This is a genomic window from Pseudarthrobacter cremeus, from assembly GCF_051857465.1.
Lineage (GTDB): Bacteria > Actinomycetota > Actinomycetes > Actinomycetales > Micrococcaceae > Arthrobacter.
In genome coordinates, this window is the sequence record NZ_JBPZHC010000026.1 from 1 (window position 1) to 19251 (window position 19251).

10 protein-coding genes and 2 pseudogenes are annotated in these 19251 nt (G+C 58.8%); 7 read left to right on the forward strand and 5 right to left on the reverse strand.

What is annotated here, in order from left to right:
* Window positions 1-148 precede the first annotated feature (148 nt).
* Window positions 149-607 (forward strand): annotated as a pseudogene (locus ACS5PJ_RS22325) (transposase); the annotation flags it as partial.
* Between the two features lie 300 nt (window positions 608-907).
* Here ACS5PJ_RS22325 and ACS5PJ_RS22330 read toward each other — a convergent pair.
* The 3 genes and pseudogenes from ACS5PJ_RS22330 to ACS5PJ_RS22340 form a co-directional block, all read right to left on the reverse strand.
* Window positions 908-2172: pseudogene (locus tag ACS5PJ_RS22330) on the reverse strand (IS110 family RNA-guided transposase).
* A gap of 371 nt (window positions 2173-2543) precedes the next feature.
* Window positions 2544-3434, reverse strand: a complete 891-nt coding sequence (locus ACS5PJ_RS22335) for an SIR2 family protein (protein ID WP_439437030.1) — start codon at window positions 3432-3434, stop codon at window positions 2544-2546.
* Window positions 3435-4834: 1400 nt separating this feature from the next.
* Window positions 4835-5650 carry a hypothetical protein gene (locus ACS5PJ_RS22340; protein WP_439437031.1) on the reverse strand — a complete coding sequence of 272 codons (816 nt, stop codon included), beginning with the start codon at window positions 5648-5650 and terminating at the stop codon, window positions 4835-4837.
* A gap of 740 nt (window positions 5651-6390) precedes the next feature.
* On the opposite strand from ACS5PJ_RS22340, the gene ACS5PJ_RS22345 reads away from it, so the two are divergent.
* The 6 genes from ACS5PJ_RS22345 to ACS5PJ_RS22370 all read left to right on the forward strand — a co-directional run bounded on the left by ACS5PJ_RS22345 (window position 6391) and on the right by ACS5PJ_RS22370 (window position 16456).
* The gene (locus ACS5PJ_RS22345; protein WP_439437032.1) at window positions 6391-8091 is read left to right on the forward strand and encodes a S8 family peptidase; all 1701 of its coding nucleotides are present in this window, start codon (window positions 6391-6393) and stop codon (window positions 8089-8091) included.
* Window positions 8092-8103: 12 nt separating this feature from the next.
* Window positions 8104-9444 carry a hypothetical protein gene (locus tag ACS5PJ_RS22350; RefSeq protein ID WP_439437033.1) on the forward strand — a complete coding sequence of 447 codons (1341 nt, stop codon included), beginning with the start codon at window positions 8104-8106 and terminating at the stop codon, window positions 9442-9444.
* Between the two features lie 189 nt (window positions 9445-9633).
* Window positions 9634-9927, forward strand: a complete 294-nt coding sequence (locus ACS5PJ_RS22355) for a cupin domain-containing protein (RefSeq protein WP_439437034.1) — start codon at window positions 9634-9636, stop codon at window positions 9925-9927.
* 76 nt (window positions 9928-10003) lie between these two features.
* Entirely contained in the window at window positions 10004-11269 is a 1266-nt protein-coding gene (locus tag ACS5PJ_RS22360) for an SIR2 family protein (RefSeq protein ID WP_439437035.1), read from the forward strand.
* Window positions 11270-12274: 1005 nt separating this feature from the next.
* Window positions 12275-15874, forward strand: a complete 3600-nt coding sequence (mobF, locus tag ACS5PJ_RS22365) for a MobF family relaxase (protein WP_439437036.1) — start codon at window positions 12275-12277, stop codon at window positions 15872-15874.
* A gap of 15 nt (window positions 15875-15889) precedes the next feature.
* Entirely contained in the window at window positions 15890-16456 is a 567-nt protein-coding gene (locus tag ACS5PJ_RS22370) for a hypothetical protein (protein ID WP_439437037.1), read from the forward strand.
* 373 nt (window positions 16457-16829) lie between these two features.
* Here ACS5PJ_RS22370 and ACS5PJ_RS22375 read toward each other — a convergent pair whose 3' ends face one another.
* Both ACS5PJ_RS22375 and ACS5PJ_RS22380 read right to left on the reverse strand, forming a co-directional pair.
* Window positions 16830-18164 carry a hypothetical protein gene (locus ACS5PJ_RS22375; RefSeq protein ID WP_439437038.1) on the reverse strand — a complete coding sequence of 445 codons (1335 nt, stop codon included), beginning with the start codon at window positions 18162-18164 and terminating at the stop codon, window positions 16830-16832.
* Between the two features lie 195 nt (window positions 18165-18359).
* Window positions 18360-19109, reverse strand: coding sequence for a DUF8548 family protein (locus ACS5PJ_RS22380; protein WP_439437039.1), 750 nt, complete (start codon window positions 19107-19109; stop codon window positions 18360-18362).
* Between the last annotated feature and the right edge of the window lie 142 nt (window positions 19110-19251).

The following is a 19251-nucleotide window of genomic DNA, read 5'->3' on the forward strand; positions in this document are numbered from 1 at the left end:
GCCCCCGAAAGCCTCATAGCCTGGCTCGAGGCCCTCTGATTATGCCGACCCCGCCAGCAGAAAATCCCTGTCCCGCCACGGAACCGGAGGCCACATCGGCATAATCCGGACGTCGGCATAATGAACGTTATGCCGACGTCGGCATAACGTGCACCTGATCCGCAACAGCTTCCGCTACGCCGGACGCCAGCACCGCGACGGTATCGTCAAGTCGCTCAAACCGGTCTACACGGCCCCGTCCGAGCAAGCGGCAAAGGACCGGTTCGCCGAGTTCACCGCCGAGTGGGGGCAGCGATATCCGGCCATCGTACGGCTCTGGGAAGCCTCATGGGCTGAATTCGTGCCGTTCCTGGAGTACGACGTGGAGATCCGGCGAGTGATCTGCACAACGAACGCAATCGAGTCGATCAACGCACGCTACCGAAGGGCGGTGAGGGCCCGCGGGCACTTTCCGAACGAAACCGCCGCCCTGAAATGCCTGTACCTCGTCACCAGGTCCCTTGATCCAACCGGCGGTGGTCGGGCACGCTGGGTGATGAGGTGGAAGCCGGCGCTGAACGCGTTCGCAATCAGCTTCGCCGGCCGGTTCGAAAGAACCATCCACTAATGAAAACCGGCCGGACCCCACACACCGTTTATCGGACAGTCCCCCCCTTACTGACCCTGGAGTTCCAGTGCTGCCTCCGTGCTGCCGGCGGGGCCGTTCTGGAGGTCGCGTGCCTGCCTGCTGCCGGGGGCGTCCCCGAGCTGGTGGCCGTTGCTGTTCCCGGTGGTGTGGCTGCCCCGCCGCGGGCCGGCCTCCCCGCGCTGCTGGCGCCCTCCTACGGCGGCGGTGCTGGGGGTGATGAATGCAAGGTTTGTTTGTGTTGTTTGGTTTGTTTTTTGGGGGGTGCCTCTATGGTTTTCGTCAAGCGACTGAGGGTGTTCGTGGTTCGTAGAAGGTGCCGTCTCTGAGCATGGCGAAGAGCGTGTCGCAGCGGCGGCGGGCAAGGGCGATGAGGGCTTGGTTGTGGCGTTTGCCTTCGGCTCGTTTCCGGTCGTAATAGGCCCTCGATAAAGGATCTTTCAACGCAGCGAAGGCTGAGAGGAACAGGGCTCTCTTGAGGATCTTGTTTCCCTTCCGCGATGGGTGGTCGCCGCGGATGGACGTCCCGGATCGCCAGGTCACCGGTGCCAGGCCCGCGTAAGAGGCCAAGTGACCTGCGGAGGCGAAGTCTTTGCCGACGATCTCGGTGAGGATCCGTGCTGCGGTCCTGACGCCGACCGCCGGGAGTGACGTCAGGACCGGGTGAAGAGGGTGGGCCTCCACGAGGGCTTCGACCTGGGTGAAGACGGTGTCCCGTGATTCGCGGATGTCGGCAAGCATCCGGGCCAGCTGGGGCAGCACGATCGTGGCCGCGTTCGTCCCGATGACTGTGACCGTTTGCTGGTCCAAGGCGGCGATGATCTCGCCGGCAAGGCGTTCACCCATCCGGGGTGCAAGCTTCTTGAGCCGGTTCCCGATCCGGCGCCGGCTGGCATGGCGGAGGGCTTCGGGGGTCGGCCGGGTCCTCAGTAGATCCAGCACGGCAGGGTGGTCCAGACGCGGGCCAAGGACACGCTCCGATGCCGGGTGGATCTGGGTCAGCAAGCCCCGGATCCGGTTCGACGTCGCGGTGGCCTGTTTGGCCAGGTCATCATCGAAACCGCAGAGCATGGTCAGTTCCGCGAGCTGTTCGTCGGCGATCTGGATGGAGCGCAGGGTGTGGGGCATGGTCCGGGCCGCTTCGGCGATGATGAACGAGTCCCGGGCGTCGGTTTTCGCCTCGCCGGGGTGCAGGTCCGCGATCCGGCGCATCGCCAGGCCGGGCAGGTACCCGACGGTGACACCGGCGGCCTGGGCAACCGCGACCGGTAACGCACCGATCGTCGCGGGCTGGTCAACCACGAGCAGGATACTGCCGTGCTTGTTCAAAGAGTCAAGGATCTCGCGCAGCCTGACCTCGTCGTTGGGCAAAGCCTTGTCGAAGAGCTTCTTCCCCGCCCGGTCCACGGCAACGGCGTGGTGCTCGCCCTTGCCGACGTCCAGGCCGATAAAGACATCAATGCTTTGGTGGTTTCCGATCACCTGTACCTCCCAGTCGCAGCAGCTGATACCCGTGCTGGACTGTCCGCGGTGTCAGAGCCCGGCATCCACGTTACGCACGACGATCCCAATCTGTCCTGCCTCTATTAGCGGTCTCTCCGGCACCTACCGGACCCCGGTGACAACACCCCCCGGATCATTGACGACTGGGGGCGGCAATCATGCCGGGGCCAGCAGGCCAGCACACCCTCATCCTGCAACAGGAACGGGCTACGAAAAAGGTAACGGGGCGGTGGTGTGCCCCCGTTTTTTGTGCCTAGTGGGGGCTGGATTTCCTCGAGCTGCGGGTGTGTGGTTGCGGTGCGATCGATACTTCTGCCGATAGACCAGTACAGCTCGATCATCTGCGCGTTGACCGGCTGAAATCAACGTCAGCAAATATCACAGCCGAGCCTCCAAATTGAAGGGTTTGACGGACTTATGCCAGTCGCCCAATAAGGGCGGGAATGTCGGCGAAACGGTCGAACCAGATGGGGCGAACTCCCATTGCCAAGTATGGAGCGGCGGCGCTTGCTAGCTTGGCAGTCGACGCGCTTCGGAAGCCTCTGCTTCCGCTCCACCGTATTAAGGCGTAGTGGAAGCGACCCGGAAGGGCTTGTGCCGCGTTGCGTAACAGGTCATTCATTGCTTCGTCTTGAAATGAGCAGCCTATGTACAGGGCTCGTGATACCGGTCTAGCTAGATATAGAGCGAATACCTCGCCGATGATCCCCGTGTTCGCGCCGTTGTAGGTGCTCGCGTACTGGGCCGTGGAGAAAGTGAACGTCGTGTCGGTGATCCGGAAAAGCTTACGCGGCGTGTACCCATGCAGATGGTAGATCCGTTGATGTACTGCATTTGCCCCCGTGGCACGAGCCTGCGTGTTGGGATCACCTGCCACACCGTGCGTTGTTTGGACGTATGCACAACGTGCGATCCCAGCTGCGTCCAGCGCCTCGCCCATCAGGTCATCGAAGTTGTACGTGACTATGGCTTCCCAGCCGCTGCCCGAGCGGCTTCCACCGGCGCTCCGGGAGGCGGCCACGGCAGCTATGGAGCGATGGATGGGACCGGGCTGTCGGTCGCCGCCGTACAGGATTCCGGTCACATCAGTGAACAGTGACTGCCCGAGCAGGTCCGAGCACAGTTGCATACCGTGCTTCAGGTCCTCTGTCGAGGCTGATTCCTTGCGAATCTTTCTGAGGATGTCCTCAGCCTTTCTCACGTCGGGAGCGGATAGCGCTGTTACGGACTGTTGGAAGAGCGATGCACTCATTGAGAAGTCGCCGGGACCGAAGATCACTGCGCCGTTAGGCTCCAGACGCGGCATAGTGCCTGACGATGACCGGAGCTGCGCCTTTGAGGCTGGTCGTCCGCGTCGTAATACTGTCGTCAAGAGCTGCTGGACCAGAGCAGCCCAGGAGGGCCCCGCCGGCACGGCATCCACGGTCACGCCAGCTCCCAGTACGAGCGAGAGGCATCCTGACCGGCGAATGGCTCTAAGTAGAGTGAGAGCAAGGTCGTTCTGGCAGGGACCAAGCGCCGCCCGGTAAGGCGCTACGGCAACTTCTAATCTCCTCAGGTGCGCCATGACGGCCGCCGCAGATCCGCTAGGTCCGCCGGGAATGGCACGCTCGAGCTCTAGCGCCCGGTACATGCCATCGATGTGGGACTCGATCTCAAAGAATGCGCGTTGAGTATCACCCTCAGCCTTCAGGGCCGCGCCCAGCGTCCGGCTGGCAGGCTCGGCGAAGAAAGCGTGCCACGCGGCCGCCCTTGCTGATGGACCGACACCCATCTCGCCTCGATTCCAGGAATCGGGCATCGCTTTGTGCGACGCTGTCGTGTTTGGTGTCCATACCCTTGCCCTAAGACAAACTATTTCCGTGCAGGCTCCACTCGGGCACTCGAGAACCTTATTGTCCTCCGTCAGCCTGACGAGGTCAACGAAATCGTCGCCGTCGCGAAGGGACTGCCAAGGTGCGCTATAAGTGCTTTTGCCAGTCACAAATGATCATCGAATGCAATTGGGCAGGCTACTTTACATAAGGTCATTATCGGCCGTCAAACTACGGGGGTAGAAGTGGCTGCGAGAACGCCCGTTCCGTGACGAATTCGATGTTTCCGCACGTCAGCGTGCACTTGTGGCAGGTCCCTATAGGTTTCCTGCATCTAATGCATGTTTCCATGGTTTAGGGGCTGTAGTGAGTGGCGCCGCTCCGGCTTTCGTCCCGCGGATGCTGGTGGATCCAGATGTCGGGCTGTTTAGGGCCTACGAGCGGGTTTAGCGGCCATGCTGGATGGCTGGCGGGCGCAGATGCTTGCCCGCGGGCTCACGACGCAGATCCTGGCTATGGATGGGATGAGTTCTGCGAACACACTTTCGGCGATATTCCAAGCCAGATCTGCTTTGAATGGAGCACGCTCAGGCACACGACCGATGACGCTGTCCCGGCAGCTCGGCGGGGGTTCACCAAGGCGGAACTGCAACCGCTTTTCGACTATATCGACGATCTCGTCGACCGTGAATACGCGGCCGGCAGCAAGCTCTGGCTGCCCCTGTTCCGTGATTCGGTTGCGATTAAAGTCTGTTATTCGCCGGAGTGAGATGACGATGCTGGATCTGGGGGATTTCGGCCCGAATCCCCACGTGAGTGAGTATGGCCGCTTCGGTGCCACCCAGGTGCGGTTTGCCAAAGGCACTGCATTGGCGATCAGTGGAGGTTTTACCTAACCACTTAGGCTTCGAAGTCCCAGCTTCAACGCCTTTTCTCCAGTGGGGGAAGCGCCGTAAAGCGTCCCCTGCTGGAAGTTGTATTTGAAGAGCGCAGCGCCACCCCCTCGGCCGACCTCTAGCGCCGCCTCCCAATACCCGCTCAGCGAGAAGACCAAAGGGATCTTGCCTTCGATGGAGCCAACGCCGACAATCTGGCGGACAATACCAGGGGAGACGGGATCGGCGTGGTGCTTAACTTCTCCGACGAAGTTGTCGCTTTCAACGTCGACGCCGCCGTCCCGCGTGGCCTGAGAGACTTTGCATCCAGTAGCGCCCAGGTACTCCATCCAGGCCTTGGCAAGGTACTCGGCCTGTCGCGGAGAGCACGAGGCCATCGGTTCTGGCCTGCCTCCCTGTGGGGTCCAAGGTAAGGCGCCCCGGTCAACAACGGCCGCTGAGGCGAGCGGCACGCTTGCGACGGGCCGACGGAGTTCATGTTTGACATCGCTAAGGACCCAGTCCGAGCACTCCCTCAGCCAGAACCTAACGTCGTTTCGTGCGTGATACTGCGGGTCGTAGGAATTGTAATAAAGGCTCATCTTCTGTCGGTACTTCCTATAGGAACCGAAGATGCCGGGTTCCTTCGGCTCAGGAGGCATGGACGCGGGCTCGGGATACATCCTGTCAATCGTCTCCCGCACCCATTCCGCAATGTTTGCCTGATGCTCCTCCCTGCTTCGGCCGTCCATTGCCATCACGGCGGCACGAGCTAGCATTTCGTCCCATAGGGGCTTGAAGTATTTCCCACTGAGGTTGTGAACGCGGCTCATGGGGGTTTTGCCTCCGATGCCAGCTGGGGCGCGTCTCCTTATTGGCGGAGCCAAATACAGTTGCGATTGCTCTCCTTTGCGCGAAGAGACTGAAGGACCGTTCGACACTGTTGCCGCCTCTGTAGGCTGGGAGTCAAGGATTTGGACAACGCCAAAATCAACTTCTTTGGAGGTCGAAGTGACAGTCCCTCTTGGCGAAATTCGCAGCTTATTCGATGACGCCTACTCGTACTCCTTGACCCCGGGACCTCCGCTTCCCCGCGAGTAATCTCATAGCAGCTTCGGGCCAGCGAACGAACCCCGAGAAACAATCGACCTGACTTTCCAGTAACGCTGTAGTAACGGGGGATGACCAAGTATGGCCTGATCTGGACCTTTCAGTTCAGAGGTTCTTCGATTGATAGGCACGAAGGTGGATACAAACACAGATCAATCAGTGAGCTTCACACTCAAAGCCATGTATGCGTGGGAGAGCCAAGACGATCGAGGCGGCCCCAACTGCTTCCGACCGATTTCGTCTTGCAGTACCTCAAGAGTTCTCTCCTGAAGTAATACAGCGGACCTAGGGGACCGTGAGAGGTCACCATCGCCTCGTCAGAAGCAGGAAGAACAGCCATTCCGACTGGGTTTTCCATGACCTTATAGCTGTCTCTACAAGCCCACGGGTCACGTAAATAAATGAAAGCGGTTTCGTCAAAACCAGTAGGCAGACAGAAGTACCGCAAGAAAAGGGTCAGATTATGGAACATACATCAGAACCTGCCAGCGAAGGAACCCCAGGCGACGAGTTGCCGGATTCCGACCCAAGGGACACGCGTGGGTTCACTCCGGAAGTACTCGATAAAACCGTAATAGCTGTTCCACTTCTGAGAACGATGAAGCCATGGCTGGATAAGTGGAAATTTGAAGGATCGAAGCCGGAGGAAGCGCGCGATTACAATCCCCCCATTCTGGATGTCATGATCGACGTCAATCTTGCATACGAGAGAGGCCGCAACGGGGCAGTCGAGGACCTTGGCGAACTCATTGAAGTAGCACTGCAAATAGGCGTCAACAAAGCCGGGCAGGGAGTTGATCCCATCAGTCCGATGAAGAGCCAGTATGTGGTGGCGCAGCTGGAACCACATGTCATCAGCAAACTCGTTGAGCTGGACGAACAGCAAGCCCAGCATTCACCCAGCAAGCGACTGATCTTTAGAATTTGGCCTGACTTTGCGGTCAGCAAGCTGACCTATAAGTCCGTCAGTACTGTAAAGGCCGATGCGGCTCGCATCTCGTTTTCGGCATTCGGTGAGAATGTCGTCTGGGCGGTCGTCGATTCAGGCATTGACGAACACCACCCACACTTCATCAAGTACCAGAATCTGAAGCTCCAGAAACCCCTGGACCACTGGAATTTCACAAAGTCAGGCACGGCGCTCTCAGACGAGTTCGGGCACGGCACCCATGTGGCCGGAATCATCGCCGGAGGCTTGTTTAAAGGGGACCATGTAAAACTGAAATTAGGCAAGGAAACAGCCACCGTAGAAGAAGCTGCCGTGGTCAATGCAGCTGCCCCCGTGGCTGCCTCGCTGGAAAAATCGGCTGCAGTCAAGGAAACAACCAAGCCTGCGCGCGCTCGAATACGTGCTGCCGCAAAGCGCCGTGACCAAGAGGGAGAGGTCACATACGACGCGCTATCCCTTTCCTCGATCACCGGCATGGCGCCCAAATGCAAGCTCGTCAGCCTAAAAGTGCTCGATGCGAATGGCCAGGGCAAGGTCAGTCAGATAATTGCCGCCCTTGAACAGATACAGCAACTAAACGCGTACGGTCGCAATATTCAGATCCATGGTGTAAATCTAAGTGTCGGGTATGAGTTTGAACCCGAGTGGTTCGCCTGCGGGCAAAGTCCGCTGTGTGTTGAGGTCGACCTTCTTGCGCGCTCCGGTGTGGTTGTTGTCGTCGCAGCCGGCAATACCGGGTACGGCTTCAACAATGACAAATTCAAAGGCATGGTGTCCGCAGGCCTGGACCTGACCATCAATGACCCCGGGAATGCCGAACGGGCCATAACTGTAGGGTCCACTCATCGGGAAAGCCCCCATACATACGGCGTTTCCTACTTTTCATCCAAAGGCCCAACAGGTGACGGGCGCCTGAAACCTGATGTTGTCGCACCAGGCGAAAAGATCCTCTCCTGTGCGGCCGGTGAGGCCAGAAGAAAAGCCGAGGGGAAATTCAAACAAGCGTGTGACTACGTGGAGGACAGCGGTACCAGCATGGCTGCCCCGCATGTCTCCGGCGTCATAGCCGCCTTCCTCTCAGTGCGTAGCGAGTTCATCGGAAAGACTGAGGAGATCAAAGACATCTTCCTTTCCTCCGCAACCGACCTGAAGCGTGACCGGAACTTTCAAGGACACGGCATTGTCGATCTCATGCGTGCCATCCAATCCGTATAAGGAGGAGCAAAAATGACGGACGTGTCCAGATTTCCATACTACGAAGTGCAATTCAATGAACACGGTCAAATCGCGGTACCCGCTCAGGCAGATGCACTGAAGAACCATATCCACACGGGGGCGCCGGCGACCGAACTCATCGTTCTCGCCCATGGATGGAACAACGACGAGGAAGAGGCCCGACAACTCTATTGTGGATTGCTGAGCGAAGTGCGAGCGGAATTAACAGCTGCCCGCGTAGCAGGAACTCCGGCCGACTTTGCGGTCCTCGCCGTCCTATGGCCGTCCAAAAAGTTTGCCGACACCGAGATCGTCGCTAGTCCCGCTGCAGGACTGACCAACGCCATTTCGGATGCTGTACTCATCGAACAGATCAACAATTTGCGGGAAGCGACTGCCAGCCCGGACACTCAGGCGAAACTCGACACGGCGAAAGCCCTGATTCCCGACCTTGAAGACAGCCCCAAAGCACAGGCCAAATTTGCGGACCTCATCCGATCCGTCCTACCAAACCCCCAGAAGGAAATAACAGAGGCAGATACCTCCCAAATGTTCTTCACCCTCGATGGACGCGATCTGATGGACCGGCTTGCTAAACCAATGCCCGTGGACGTCCCCCCACGCGACCGGGCAGAACTTGAGGTGAACACGGATGGACTAGGTGAACAGGGCGGGGCGGCCGGGCTTGGAGATTTCTTTACCGGCATCAAATCCGCCGCAAGAAATCTGCTCAACTACTCAACCTATTACCTCATGAAGGAACGGGCCGGAACCGTAGGCGAAGGTGTGAACGCCCTACTTCGTCAACTCCGCGACATCCGCAGCAACCTGAAAATCCACCTCGTCGGCCACTCATTCGGAGCTCGGCTGGTGACAACCGCAGCCAGGGGCTCTGACGCCAGCGCGGCGTTGACGGTTCATACCATAGTGCTGCTGCAGGCCGCCTTTTCACATAACGCCTTCGCCGTGAACTTCGATGCCGAAGAAGAAGGTAGGACGGGAGCCTTTCGCCGGGTAGTCGCGGACAAGCTCGTTCGCGGTCCGGCACTCATCAGCCACACCGTCAACGATAGAGCGGTGGGTCTGGCATATCCCATCGCATCTAGGATAACAGGAGACGACGCTGCCTGGCTCGGCGATAAGGATTCCCGTTTTGGGGGTCTGGGCCGAAACGGCGCCCAACATACTCCTGAGGCCACCGCCACGTCACTTCTGGCCGTCCAAGACAAGTACGACTTCGAAGGAGGAAAAATCTACAACCTCCAGGCTGACGGATTCATTGGGCATCACGGAGACATTGTTCATCCCGAAGTAGCTCACGCCATCGTCTCAGCTATCGCAGCGGCACGCTGACAAACGTATTTCATGCTACGGGAGAGAGAAATGCAGAACCGAGAAACCCAGGGAGCGCCGTCTCGGCGTAGCCCTGAGGCGGCAGATCGACGGTCCGATTGCACTAGCCGTTTGGCGTCGACCGACTTTGATGACACTGCTCCGGACGGATCCGAAGTGCGGATTCTGGCTCAATTGCAAAGTTGTGGCATGGCCGAGTTCCGCTTGTCGGCCGGGAAAGTTTCACGAACCACCGAGCATCGCACTGTCGAAGAGATTTGGTACGTAGTTTCCGGTGCCGGGGAGATGTGGCGGGCGCAGCAGGGCACCGGAGAAGTGGTTCATCTGAGTCCAGGGCTCTCCCTGACGATCCCTGTTGGCACCCAGTTTCAGTTCCGAGCCGGTGAGAGGGGCCCGCTCATTGTTATCGGTGTAACAATTCCACGATGGCCTGGGCCCGAGGAGGCCCAGTTCCGGAAGGGACCTTGGGAACCGAACTTATAAGGGACCTGCCACCGGTGGTCAGCTCTTGCCGACTTGTGCTGACTCAACCATCAACTTTGCTTCAGGGGGTGCTCCTATGCAGTCCGATGCACACCGGCTTCCGAACGATCCGCTCGAGCGTGACGAGATAATTCGGGACGCAGTGCGCAAGATGAATACCGCGCGGCTGTACGACTACTTCGAGCAGGATTACGTGGGCGTCCTTGTCCATTTGGATGCCGCCATGCGCATGTTGGCGTCCCGCGGCTCGTACAACCAAATCTCGTCGTACTTTAGCCAGATTGATGCAGACTTCCGGTCAAAGCTGGGCCCCGCTGAAGGAGTCGCTGATCTGTCCATCGTATCCAACCTCCTTCGGCAGGGACGGCTTGTTCTCGTCTGCGGCGCTGGCGTAAGTTGCGCTGCTGGCTTGCCAGGTTGGCAGGAGTTGGTCCGCCGCTGCCTAGCGATGGGCATGGACCACTTCCCCGACCGCCGCACAGAATTATCCGAGGTGCACGAAAGGCTGGGCGGCCCCGGCCCATGCCGTACTGAGGACTTGATGGCTGCCAGCGAAACCCTGGAAGATGCTTCGGGACCAGCTTTTGCGCAACTTATCCGCGAGGTGATCTATGGTCACAATGGACTTGGCCGTGGCGCCTGGCAGACCAAGGCGCCCACGGACCTTCACCGTGCAATCGTTCAGATGGGATACTCACCCGTCGGGTCAGGGACGCCTGGATTGGCTGCCATCCTGACCTATAACTTTGATGACTTGCTGGAAGCGGCCTTCCGCTACTACTTTCTCGGAGTAACTGTGTGGGCTAGCTTTAGGGGACAGATACACCCAACCCGGGTGTCGCGCGACACCAGGGACGTAACGCCTATTTGGCACGCTCATGGCTGGATTCCCCGCCTCCCCATAGCCCCCGATCCGCCCGTACCCGGTATCGGCGACGTCGCGCAACTCGCTGACCTGGTTTTCAGCGAACAGAGCTACAAACAGAAATATAATGAAAGCAACTCACTGACCCGCGAAGTTCATGACCTTTACTGGAACAACACCGCACTGTCTTGCCTTTTCCTCGGCAGCTCATTCACTGATGGTTACCAGCTTAAGCAGCTTCGTGAATTCCGGAAGGCGCTCTGGTTCCACTACGCCTTTGTTAGTCCACCGACTGAAATGAAGACAGATCAGCAGCGGCAGGTTTGGTACCAGGAAGAAAAGTCGAGGCTCGCTCTCGTCGGCGTTAGACCAATCCCAATGACGCACGCGGAGTACCCAGGAACTCTCAAACTCCTGACGGACTTAGCCGGCGTACCACCTGTGCGAACAGAAGTCGATGAAGAACAGCGAACATGACTCGCGATATCCCATTACTGGCTCCGGTTAGTGCACACCTCAACCTGACGTCAGGCAGCCAGGCGCAACCTGTCAGAGTAGAGCGCGATCTCTGGTTTGCTGACAATGCCTCGGGGAATTCATAGACCCAGACCGGACACCGTGGACCGTTAATTAGTCGACTTCGTCAGCTTGTCCGGACCGGTTCTGCCGCCGCTCGCCCGCGGCCAATTGCCGACAAAATCCGGTTGCAGCTCTCCAGCCACATTTGACGTCGGCAGGATTTAGGGTGGTTGCAGTGAGCCTGCGACCCGGTAACCACCAATTCTCACGCAACAGCCGTTTCCAATCTTTCGACTACAAACCGCTTCGAACCTTCGGGCAGCAAGCAACCTTGCCCACGACCCAAGGTAGAGCGCACAGCTCCATGTGCTCCCTCCTTTCTGCCACGATCTATCACCGCATCAGCTCCTCACACCTCTGGCATCCAAGGCCATCAGCGTGAGCACTCCGACACGTCTGGTCATGTCGAGAGCTGCCCTCATGCAGATGAACAACCGTGACCATCAAGCAATGCGAAGAGTGCACTGAACACTTCCAGCCCGCCCGCAGGACACAGCGCTTCTGCTCAACGCGCTGTGGCAACAGACAGCGTGATCGTCGACGTCGGACTCGTGCTCGCCCTGCCCTCACCTCAAAGACGGATTCCTTGGCTGCTGACCTCCACGCCCAACTGAAAGCAACGAAGCGGCAATTAGAGTCGAAAGAAAGAACCTGCCAGCGGCACCGGGAAGTACTTCAGTCCAAGCTCAGGTCTCAAGCCTGCGAGATCGATCGTCTCGAAGCGGAGAATTCCGAACAACGAGTGAGGAACAACCTTCTCCAGTCAGATGTCGGTCGCCTCAAACGCGCGCAAAGGATCAACGTTCAGGATCTTGCGCACATCTCGGCGTGGCTAGTCTCCCTTGCCCAGGCAAAGGGCGTCGCCCTCGATCAAAAGACTCTCGAAATCCTCCGGAGCCGTGGATGGCATCCTACGAAGCGCGAAGCTGGAGCGCCGAGGCTGTGACGATGTCGATCGCGCGGCTCTCTGCGCAATCAGGCCTGCGCTACCTCTTCAAGACGACGATGATGGACGACCTACCCTCTTCTCCCCCGGATGCCACCACCTACTACATGAAAGCCGGCACGCCGGAAGGCCGCTGGATAGGCAGCGGACTCAAAGGAATCAACAGAACCGCCGCTGAGCCCGTCTCCGAAACAGATGCGAAAGCAGTCTTCGACCTAGCAGTCCACCCCGACACAGGCGGGCCGCTGGGCCGCCCGCACAGCCACCCCACCGCCGTCGACAACGGGACAGGCCGACCCACCATCAGACACGCCGTCGTCGGGTTTGACCTGACCTTCAGCGTGCCAAAATCGGTGTCCGTCCTATGGGCCCTAAGCCCTCGCAGCACCCAGGATCGCATCCTGCGAACCCATCACGACGCCGTCGAGCAAACTCTTGCCTGGCTCGAAGAGAACGTCATCCATACCCGCGCCGGACGGAACGGCGTGGCCCGCCTCGGCACAATGGGCGCCATCGCCGCTGCCTTCGACCACTGGGAATCACGCACCGCTGACCCGCAGCTCCACACCCACCTGGTCATCGCCAACCGTATCCAGCGCATCACCGACGGCGCTTGGGTCACCCTCGACTCCCGCACCCTGTACAAGGCCGCCGTCGCCGCCAGCGAACACTACAACGGACTCCTCTTTGACGCACTCCACCGGCAGTTGGGAAGCGACACCGATATCCGCAACCCCGTCACCAGCACCCTCAATCCCAGCCAACAGCTCACTGGCATAGTTGAAGAACTCATCAGAGAGTTTTCGAACCGCTCCCGCCTCATCAATATGGAAACTGACCGCCTCGTGGCGGAATGGGTCACGGAGCACGGTAATCCCCCAACTTCAGCAACGATCATCAAGCTACGTCAGCAGGCAACACTAACCACCCGTATCCCAAAGGCCGAGCTGCCCACACCTCTCCATGAACTCTCACACCAATGGCGGGCACGAGCGATCGCCAAGGGCTTCCACCCAGACGACGTCCTCGCGGCCACCATCGACCGGTCCCGGATTTCCCCCTTTGCCTCAAGCGACTTCTCCCCTGATTGGATCGGCGGCGTCGCCACCCTGACCCGTGAACGTGTAGCCGGCAAACGTTCAACCTGGAACCACTGGAACCTCCTCGCCGAGGCCGAAAGGGTTTGCGCTCAGATCCGTTGCCGCTCTGCTTCAGACCGGAATGCACTGATGGATGCCGTCGCCACCGCCGCCGAGCATCAGTCCGTGCCGCTGAACGAGTACCGGTACGCCGCTGCGCCAGATGCCGGGCCGGACCTTCGGTTCAGGCAAGGCAGCGTCTTCGACTTCCACGGAACGCGCCTCTACACAGACACCTCCACGCTCGCCTGCGAGGACGTCATCATGATGGCAAGGAACGACGACGGCGGTCCTGTCGCCCGCGCGGACGTCATCATGAATTCGCTCGAGCGGGTCCGAGAGGCCGACAAGCCGGAGCTGCACTCCGATCAGCGCGCCTCCATCGCCAACGTCCTCCTCAGCGGCAATCGCCTCGACGCCATCGTCGGCCCGGCCGGCACGGGAAAGACCACGACCCTGAGCGCGGTCAAGGCGATATGGGAAGCGGAGCACGGCGCCGGCAGCGTCATAGGGCTTGCCCCAGCGGCGGCAAGTGCGGAAGTGCTGGGCCGCGAACTCGCTATGGCCACCGAGAACGTGGCGAAGTGGTTGCATGAGTCGGTGGGCAGCGGGGCGAGTTCACGGGCTGGGCGCTTCTTCGACGTTCAGGCCCGTCTTGGGAGCGCCCATGTCGGCGAGCGCCGGTCCCTCGCACTCTCGCAGGAAGCTGCCCGGCTCGCTGCAACCCAGCAGCAGTGGTGCTTCCGCTCGGATCAGCTCGTCATCATCGACGAAGCTTCCATGGTTTCCACCTTCCAGTTAGCTGCCCTCGTCCAACAGGCACAGGAAGCCAGGGCGAAGATCCTCTTGGTGGGTGATCCGGGCCAGCTGGACGCGATCGACGCCGGCGGTGTGCTCGCATGGCTAGACCGGCAAGGAAAGACCACCCGGCTCAGCAGCATCTGGAGATTCCATGAAAAGTGGGAGGGTGCGTCGTCACTGAAGCTCCGGAAGGGAGACTTCTCAGCCATCCAGGATTATGAACAGCACCGACGGATCAGGCACGGCACCTACTTGGACATGGTCGACCAGGCATACCTGGCCTGGCAGGCCGATATGTTGGCGGGCAAGTCATCCATCCTCATCGCAGCCGACAATGACACCGTCGGCATGCTCAACGAGCGCGCCCAAGCCGACCTCGTGGCCCAGGGTCGGGTAGACCCCGAACTGAGCGTCCTCCTCAACGGTGGTCTGTGCGCCGGTTCCGGCGACACCATCATTGCTCGCGCAAATAACCGCATGCTCATCGACAGTCAGGGTGACTTCGTCCGGAATGGAACCCTGTTCGACGTCGAAAGCATCAACAGGCGGGACGGCTCGCTTCTTGCGGTACGGCGGGAGACAGGAGCGGCGGTCGTACTCCCCCGTACGTACCTCGAATCGAGTGTTGAGTTGGGCTACGCAACCACCGCACACCGCTCCCAGGGCATCACCGTCGACACCGGCCACACGGTAGTGACCAACGGCCGGCTCACCCGCGAGCTCCTCTACGTAAGCATGACCCGGGGCCGCTCCGGCAACTTTGCCTACGTCAGCGAAGGTGATGACTCTGATCATCCCGCCGTTGATCCCTCCCTGCAGCTGTCATGGCGAAGCATTCTGGGCGAGGTCCTGGCTGCGGAAGGTGCCGAGCGGACCGCCCATGAGGTCCGCGAAGCGGAGCGCAGGAAGTCGGATAGCCTTGAGCGGCTGTACGCGGAGTATGACTACCTGGCGCAGATAGCATCTGCCCAAGGTCTTAAGCAATGCTTGAACAAGCACGACGACGGCTCCTCACTTGAACTCGAACAGTCACCTTCGTGGGGCGCCGCCGTTGCAGCGTGGCGCAAAGCCACAGCCGTCAGCAGTCAGGGCGCTGAACGTGTCGTGGAGCAGACATTCCGAGACACCGCAGGGGCAGACGATCCCGCAGCTGTGCTCAGCATGCGGTTGCGCCGCTCTTTAGGGGGAATGCCGACGGCGACACCGAGCCCTTTGGACGAGGCGCTGGCAATATCACGCTCCGACTTAGCGGAGATGGTGGAGCAGGTTCGCGAACGTATACGGAAGCGGACGGGCACCGTTATCATGGCCGCTTTGTCGGAGGATTTTGAGTGGAAAGGCCGCCTGATTGATTCCCTCGACAGCGGCGAAAGTTCCGGGCAACTGGTTGGAGAAATCGCCTTGTTCAGGGATAGGTGGGGGATCTCGGACTCTCTCCTGCCGCTGGGAGCGCCACCCTCCGACCATGAATGGGAACAACGGGGTCAAAGGGAAAGACTTCAAGGCGCAATCGACGCCGCTATGAATGGCCTAAATACGCTTACGCCAAGTCTCAGTTCCGAGAACATGGCTCATTCCCAGCAAGTCGTCCTTACCAGCGCTGGCTGGCAGCTTTAAGCTGGATGAAGAGGCATGACGATGGTCGCAAACCCGACGGTGAAACCCAGAGTTGTGACACCTGGGCTGGTATGGGCCAGCGCAGTTGTTCTGGTTGCCCTCGTCCTTTTTCTTGTATTTGTCGTTGTGGCCGAACCTCCCTCCTTGTGGCAAGTAGTTGTTGGCGGTCTCCTCCTGGCGGCTGCGTTGCTTTTTGGCGCGCTGTGGCGGAAACGGGTCAACCAACGCAATACCTGGCTTTTCGACGCAACGGAAAGATGGAAGACGTTCGACAAGGCCAAGCTGGCAAGTGGGACCACCGCAGAGGTAACGCTTCTCAGCGTTGATGCAATACAGCCCACCGGGTCCTGGGTCACCATCAGATGGAACCGCTTCAGCCATGTTCAGTCGGCCTGGATAGAGGCATTGCCGGAGCCGCTCTGGCCTGGATCTGTCCTGCTCATATCGCCCGACCCCGCCCAGGTTATGCCCGGCACGCCGTGGCCGGAAGCATACTTCATACGTGCAGCCGACTGCCTAGCATGGGCACCGGCCGACGGAAGGCCGGACGGGGCCTCACCTGTCCGCCGAACTGTTGCTTAACCTGTCAAGAGGTTGCAGCGACGGACCCTTTGCTCGGCTCGGAGATAGATTTCCGCCTGGTCCAAGGCAACCCTGCTAGAGCCGGAGTAACTCTGGCGGTCACCTGGCAGTCCCCAACCTGCTCAATCGCCGGATCGATCCGAGCGCCTCTTCTAACTGAGTGCCTCCCACTGCACTGACCAGCACCGTGCGGTGCACTACTTGACGCCTCGTCAAAAATATTGACGGGGTATCCCGGAGGCTTCAGACTCATGCGCAGAACTGAATATCAGAAACAGCGATTCGCCATCTACAGCAGAATTAGCCGCGATCGAGTGGGTGCTGGCTTAGGCGTGGGGCGACGATTGCAAACCTTCTAAAGAACTAACGCATGCTACGGAGGCGGTATCTGACACTCACCCTGTGTCAACTTTTCGGTCCCAGTGAAACTCGAATAGAGTATTGCTCTCGTGGAATCAATTAGGTAGCGAGGAGGAACGCCCTGAACTTCGTAAACGGTCATCCTGTTACCCTGATCCTCAAAACATAGAGGCGGCATCCAAGGACGCACATCGATGATCAACAGTCCAGCAAGTACGGGTGTGATAAACCAATATATAGGTGTTTGCGCGAGCCCCATGCCAAAGTCACGGACCTTGGTCATCACCCGGCGCCTCCAGAGCATTTGCTCCATAGACTGAACTCGGCCCCGCTGCAACCGTAGAACCTCCTGCCGAAGCACAAAATTTAAGGCCTCAGTACGAGCGTACAGATCTCCAAACTCCTTGTTGCTATATACATCGTCACGCTCCCTGAAAAGCGTTGCTTCCAGATGCTCTGAATCCCTCGCTAGGCGAGAGCCCATTTGGTCAAGGGTTGTACGGAATTCATCCGGCCACTCATAGTAGCAAGCAAGGGCTATCAGATCCGGGCTATTCTCAACACGCGATCCTGACTTCCTCCACTGTCTCAAGCGCCGTGGTTTGTCAGAGAATAAGCTATCCGCCCACAGAATGACTCCTGCTGCTACGACTATAAGAATCCTGTCAGCCCACTCGGCAATCAGAATGGCGAAGGCCAACGGGAGCGCCCACATAAACAAGGAGAACATGACTCTTGTGCTAGCCTTATCGGTGCTGAACCTGAAATCGGATGCGGTTCTACGGTAGATCCAGTAGAAGGAAACGGCCAAGAATAGGAGGCTGACGACCGGCGTGTTCAGTGCAGTTCCTAATGTCACATTCAACCAACCGTCAAAACCAAAAGACGCAAATAGCTCTTGCGCCGTGGTTAAACCTTGGGCGACCGGTGCCTTATTAGCAAAGGAAACAGCACCGACTTTGAGTGCGATGAGGAGCGCCGCTATCGCAGCTGATTTCAATATGATGTCCAGCGCCTTGTTGGGGCGCTCAACCTTCATGCTTGGTCGTATATTGATGATGTGCGCGGCACTCACCACTGCGTACCAGAAATCCTTTTCGGGGAAGGTCCCCTCTTTACTTTCACGAGTGGAACCATTCCTGGTTACCTGAATAGACCACTTCAGATCATCGTCCCAAGTGAGGGTCGCCGTCTGATCGGCCCAACCTTCGAGAACAAGAGTTCCTGCCTGACCCACTTCTTCTTGACTCAGAAAGTTCTTAGTTCCGTATTCAACCGTAAGGACATTCATCAGATGTTCAAGTTCGCCTTGGAACTTTGCACGGTCAGAGCGTCCTACGGAGGTCATAGCCCATACTAAAACCGAAAACGCGTCCGTCAGCGGCATGAAGTTAAGAAAGCCGGGGTGTCATGGCGTATTGGCATTTGCTATGACCCACAGGACGATCTAGTTCAGACTATTAACCGTACCAAATTACCTGATGCGTACAAGCCTTGCGATGTGCCTTGTTTGGCATGCATGCGTTTCGACCCACACTTCCCGTCACCTTGCTGACTCGTCCCCGATAGAAGTCACTTCATCTTTCCGGAAGACCTCACGGCCTGAAACATGGCGCCAGATCACGTGATCGAGGCGCCTGGGCCGCGTCGGGTAGAGCTCAGCAACCTGCGTGATCAGCTCGACCGTCTCCATAGGCGTCAGCTTCTTCGTATCGAGCCCCGTATGCTTGGCCACAAAGCGGATAACCATGCGGTCGGGCTTTATCGACTGAAAGCCGGCCAGGATAAGCAGGTAGTTGTAAGTCACTCCTGACCTCTGGCTGGGCAAGCCCAACCAGGCGTCCTTCAAGTTCTTTCGGCTCTCCTTGTTGGCATACGCGGCTCGCAGTTCATCCTGCGTGGTGATCTGAAGATCTTCCCCCTCCAGCCGCTCGGCAGCCATGCGGATGACCGCTGCCTTGAGTGGAGCGCTTTTCTTCGTGTGTGCCGGTTTCCGGTTGTTGACGAGTTCAGCCCACCCCGCACTACCACCAGCCTCTTTGAAAGTCTGTATCAGTTCGCTGGTGCCGTCCCGGTCGGCATCTCCACCCTGGGTTTTTCTGTAAGCCCGATAGGCATTCACTACGTTGACGACAGCTCTGTACTTCGAGCCAGTGGAGTAGATGGAGTCGATGATTGAGAGGGCCAAGCTTTCTGGGTAGCCATCTGCTGTTCTCCACCGAGACTCATCGCCAAAGATGGACCGGCACACTTCAGTAAGTCTCTGGGCTTCAGCGGTGAGGTCATTCGTCATTTCTGGACTCTAACAACGTTTGGGACTGCTGAAGGTTTGGTTGACTCCTGATCTGTGAGGATTAACCTCGCGGGTGGAAGGATGTTCATCATGCCCAAGGCCTTTCCCGAAGAGTTCCGCCGTGACGTGGTCGCGGTTGCCC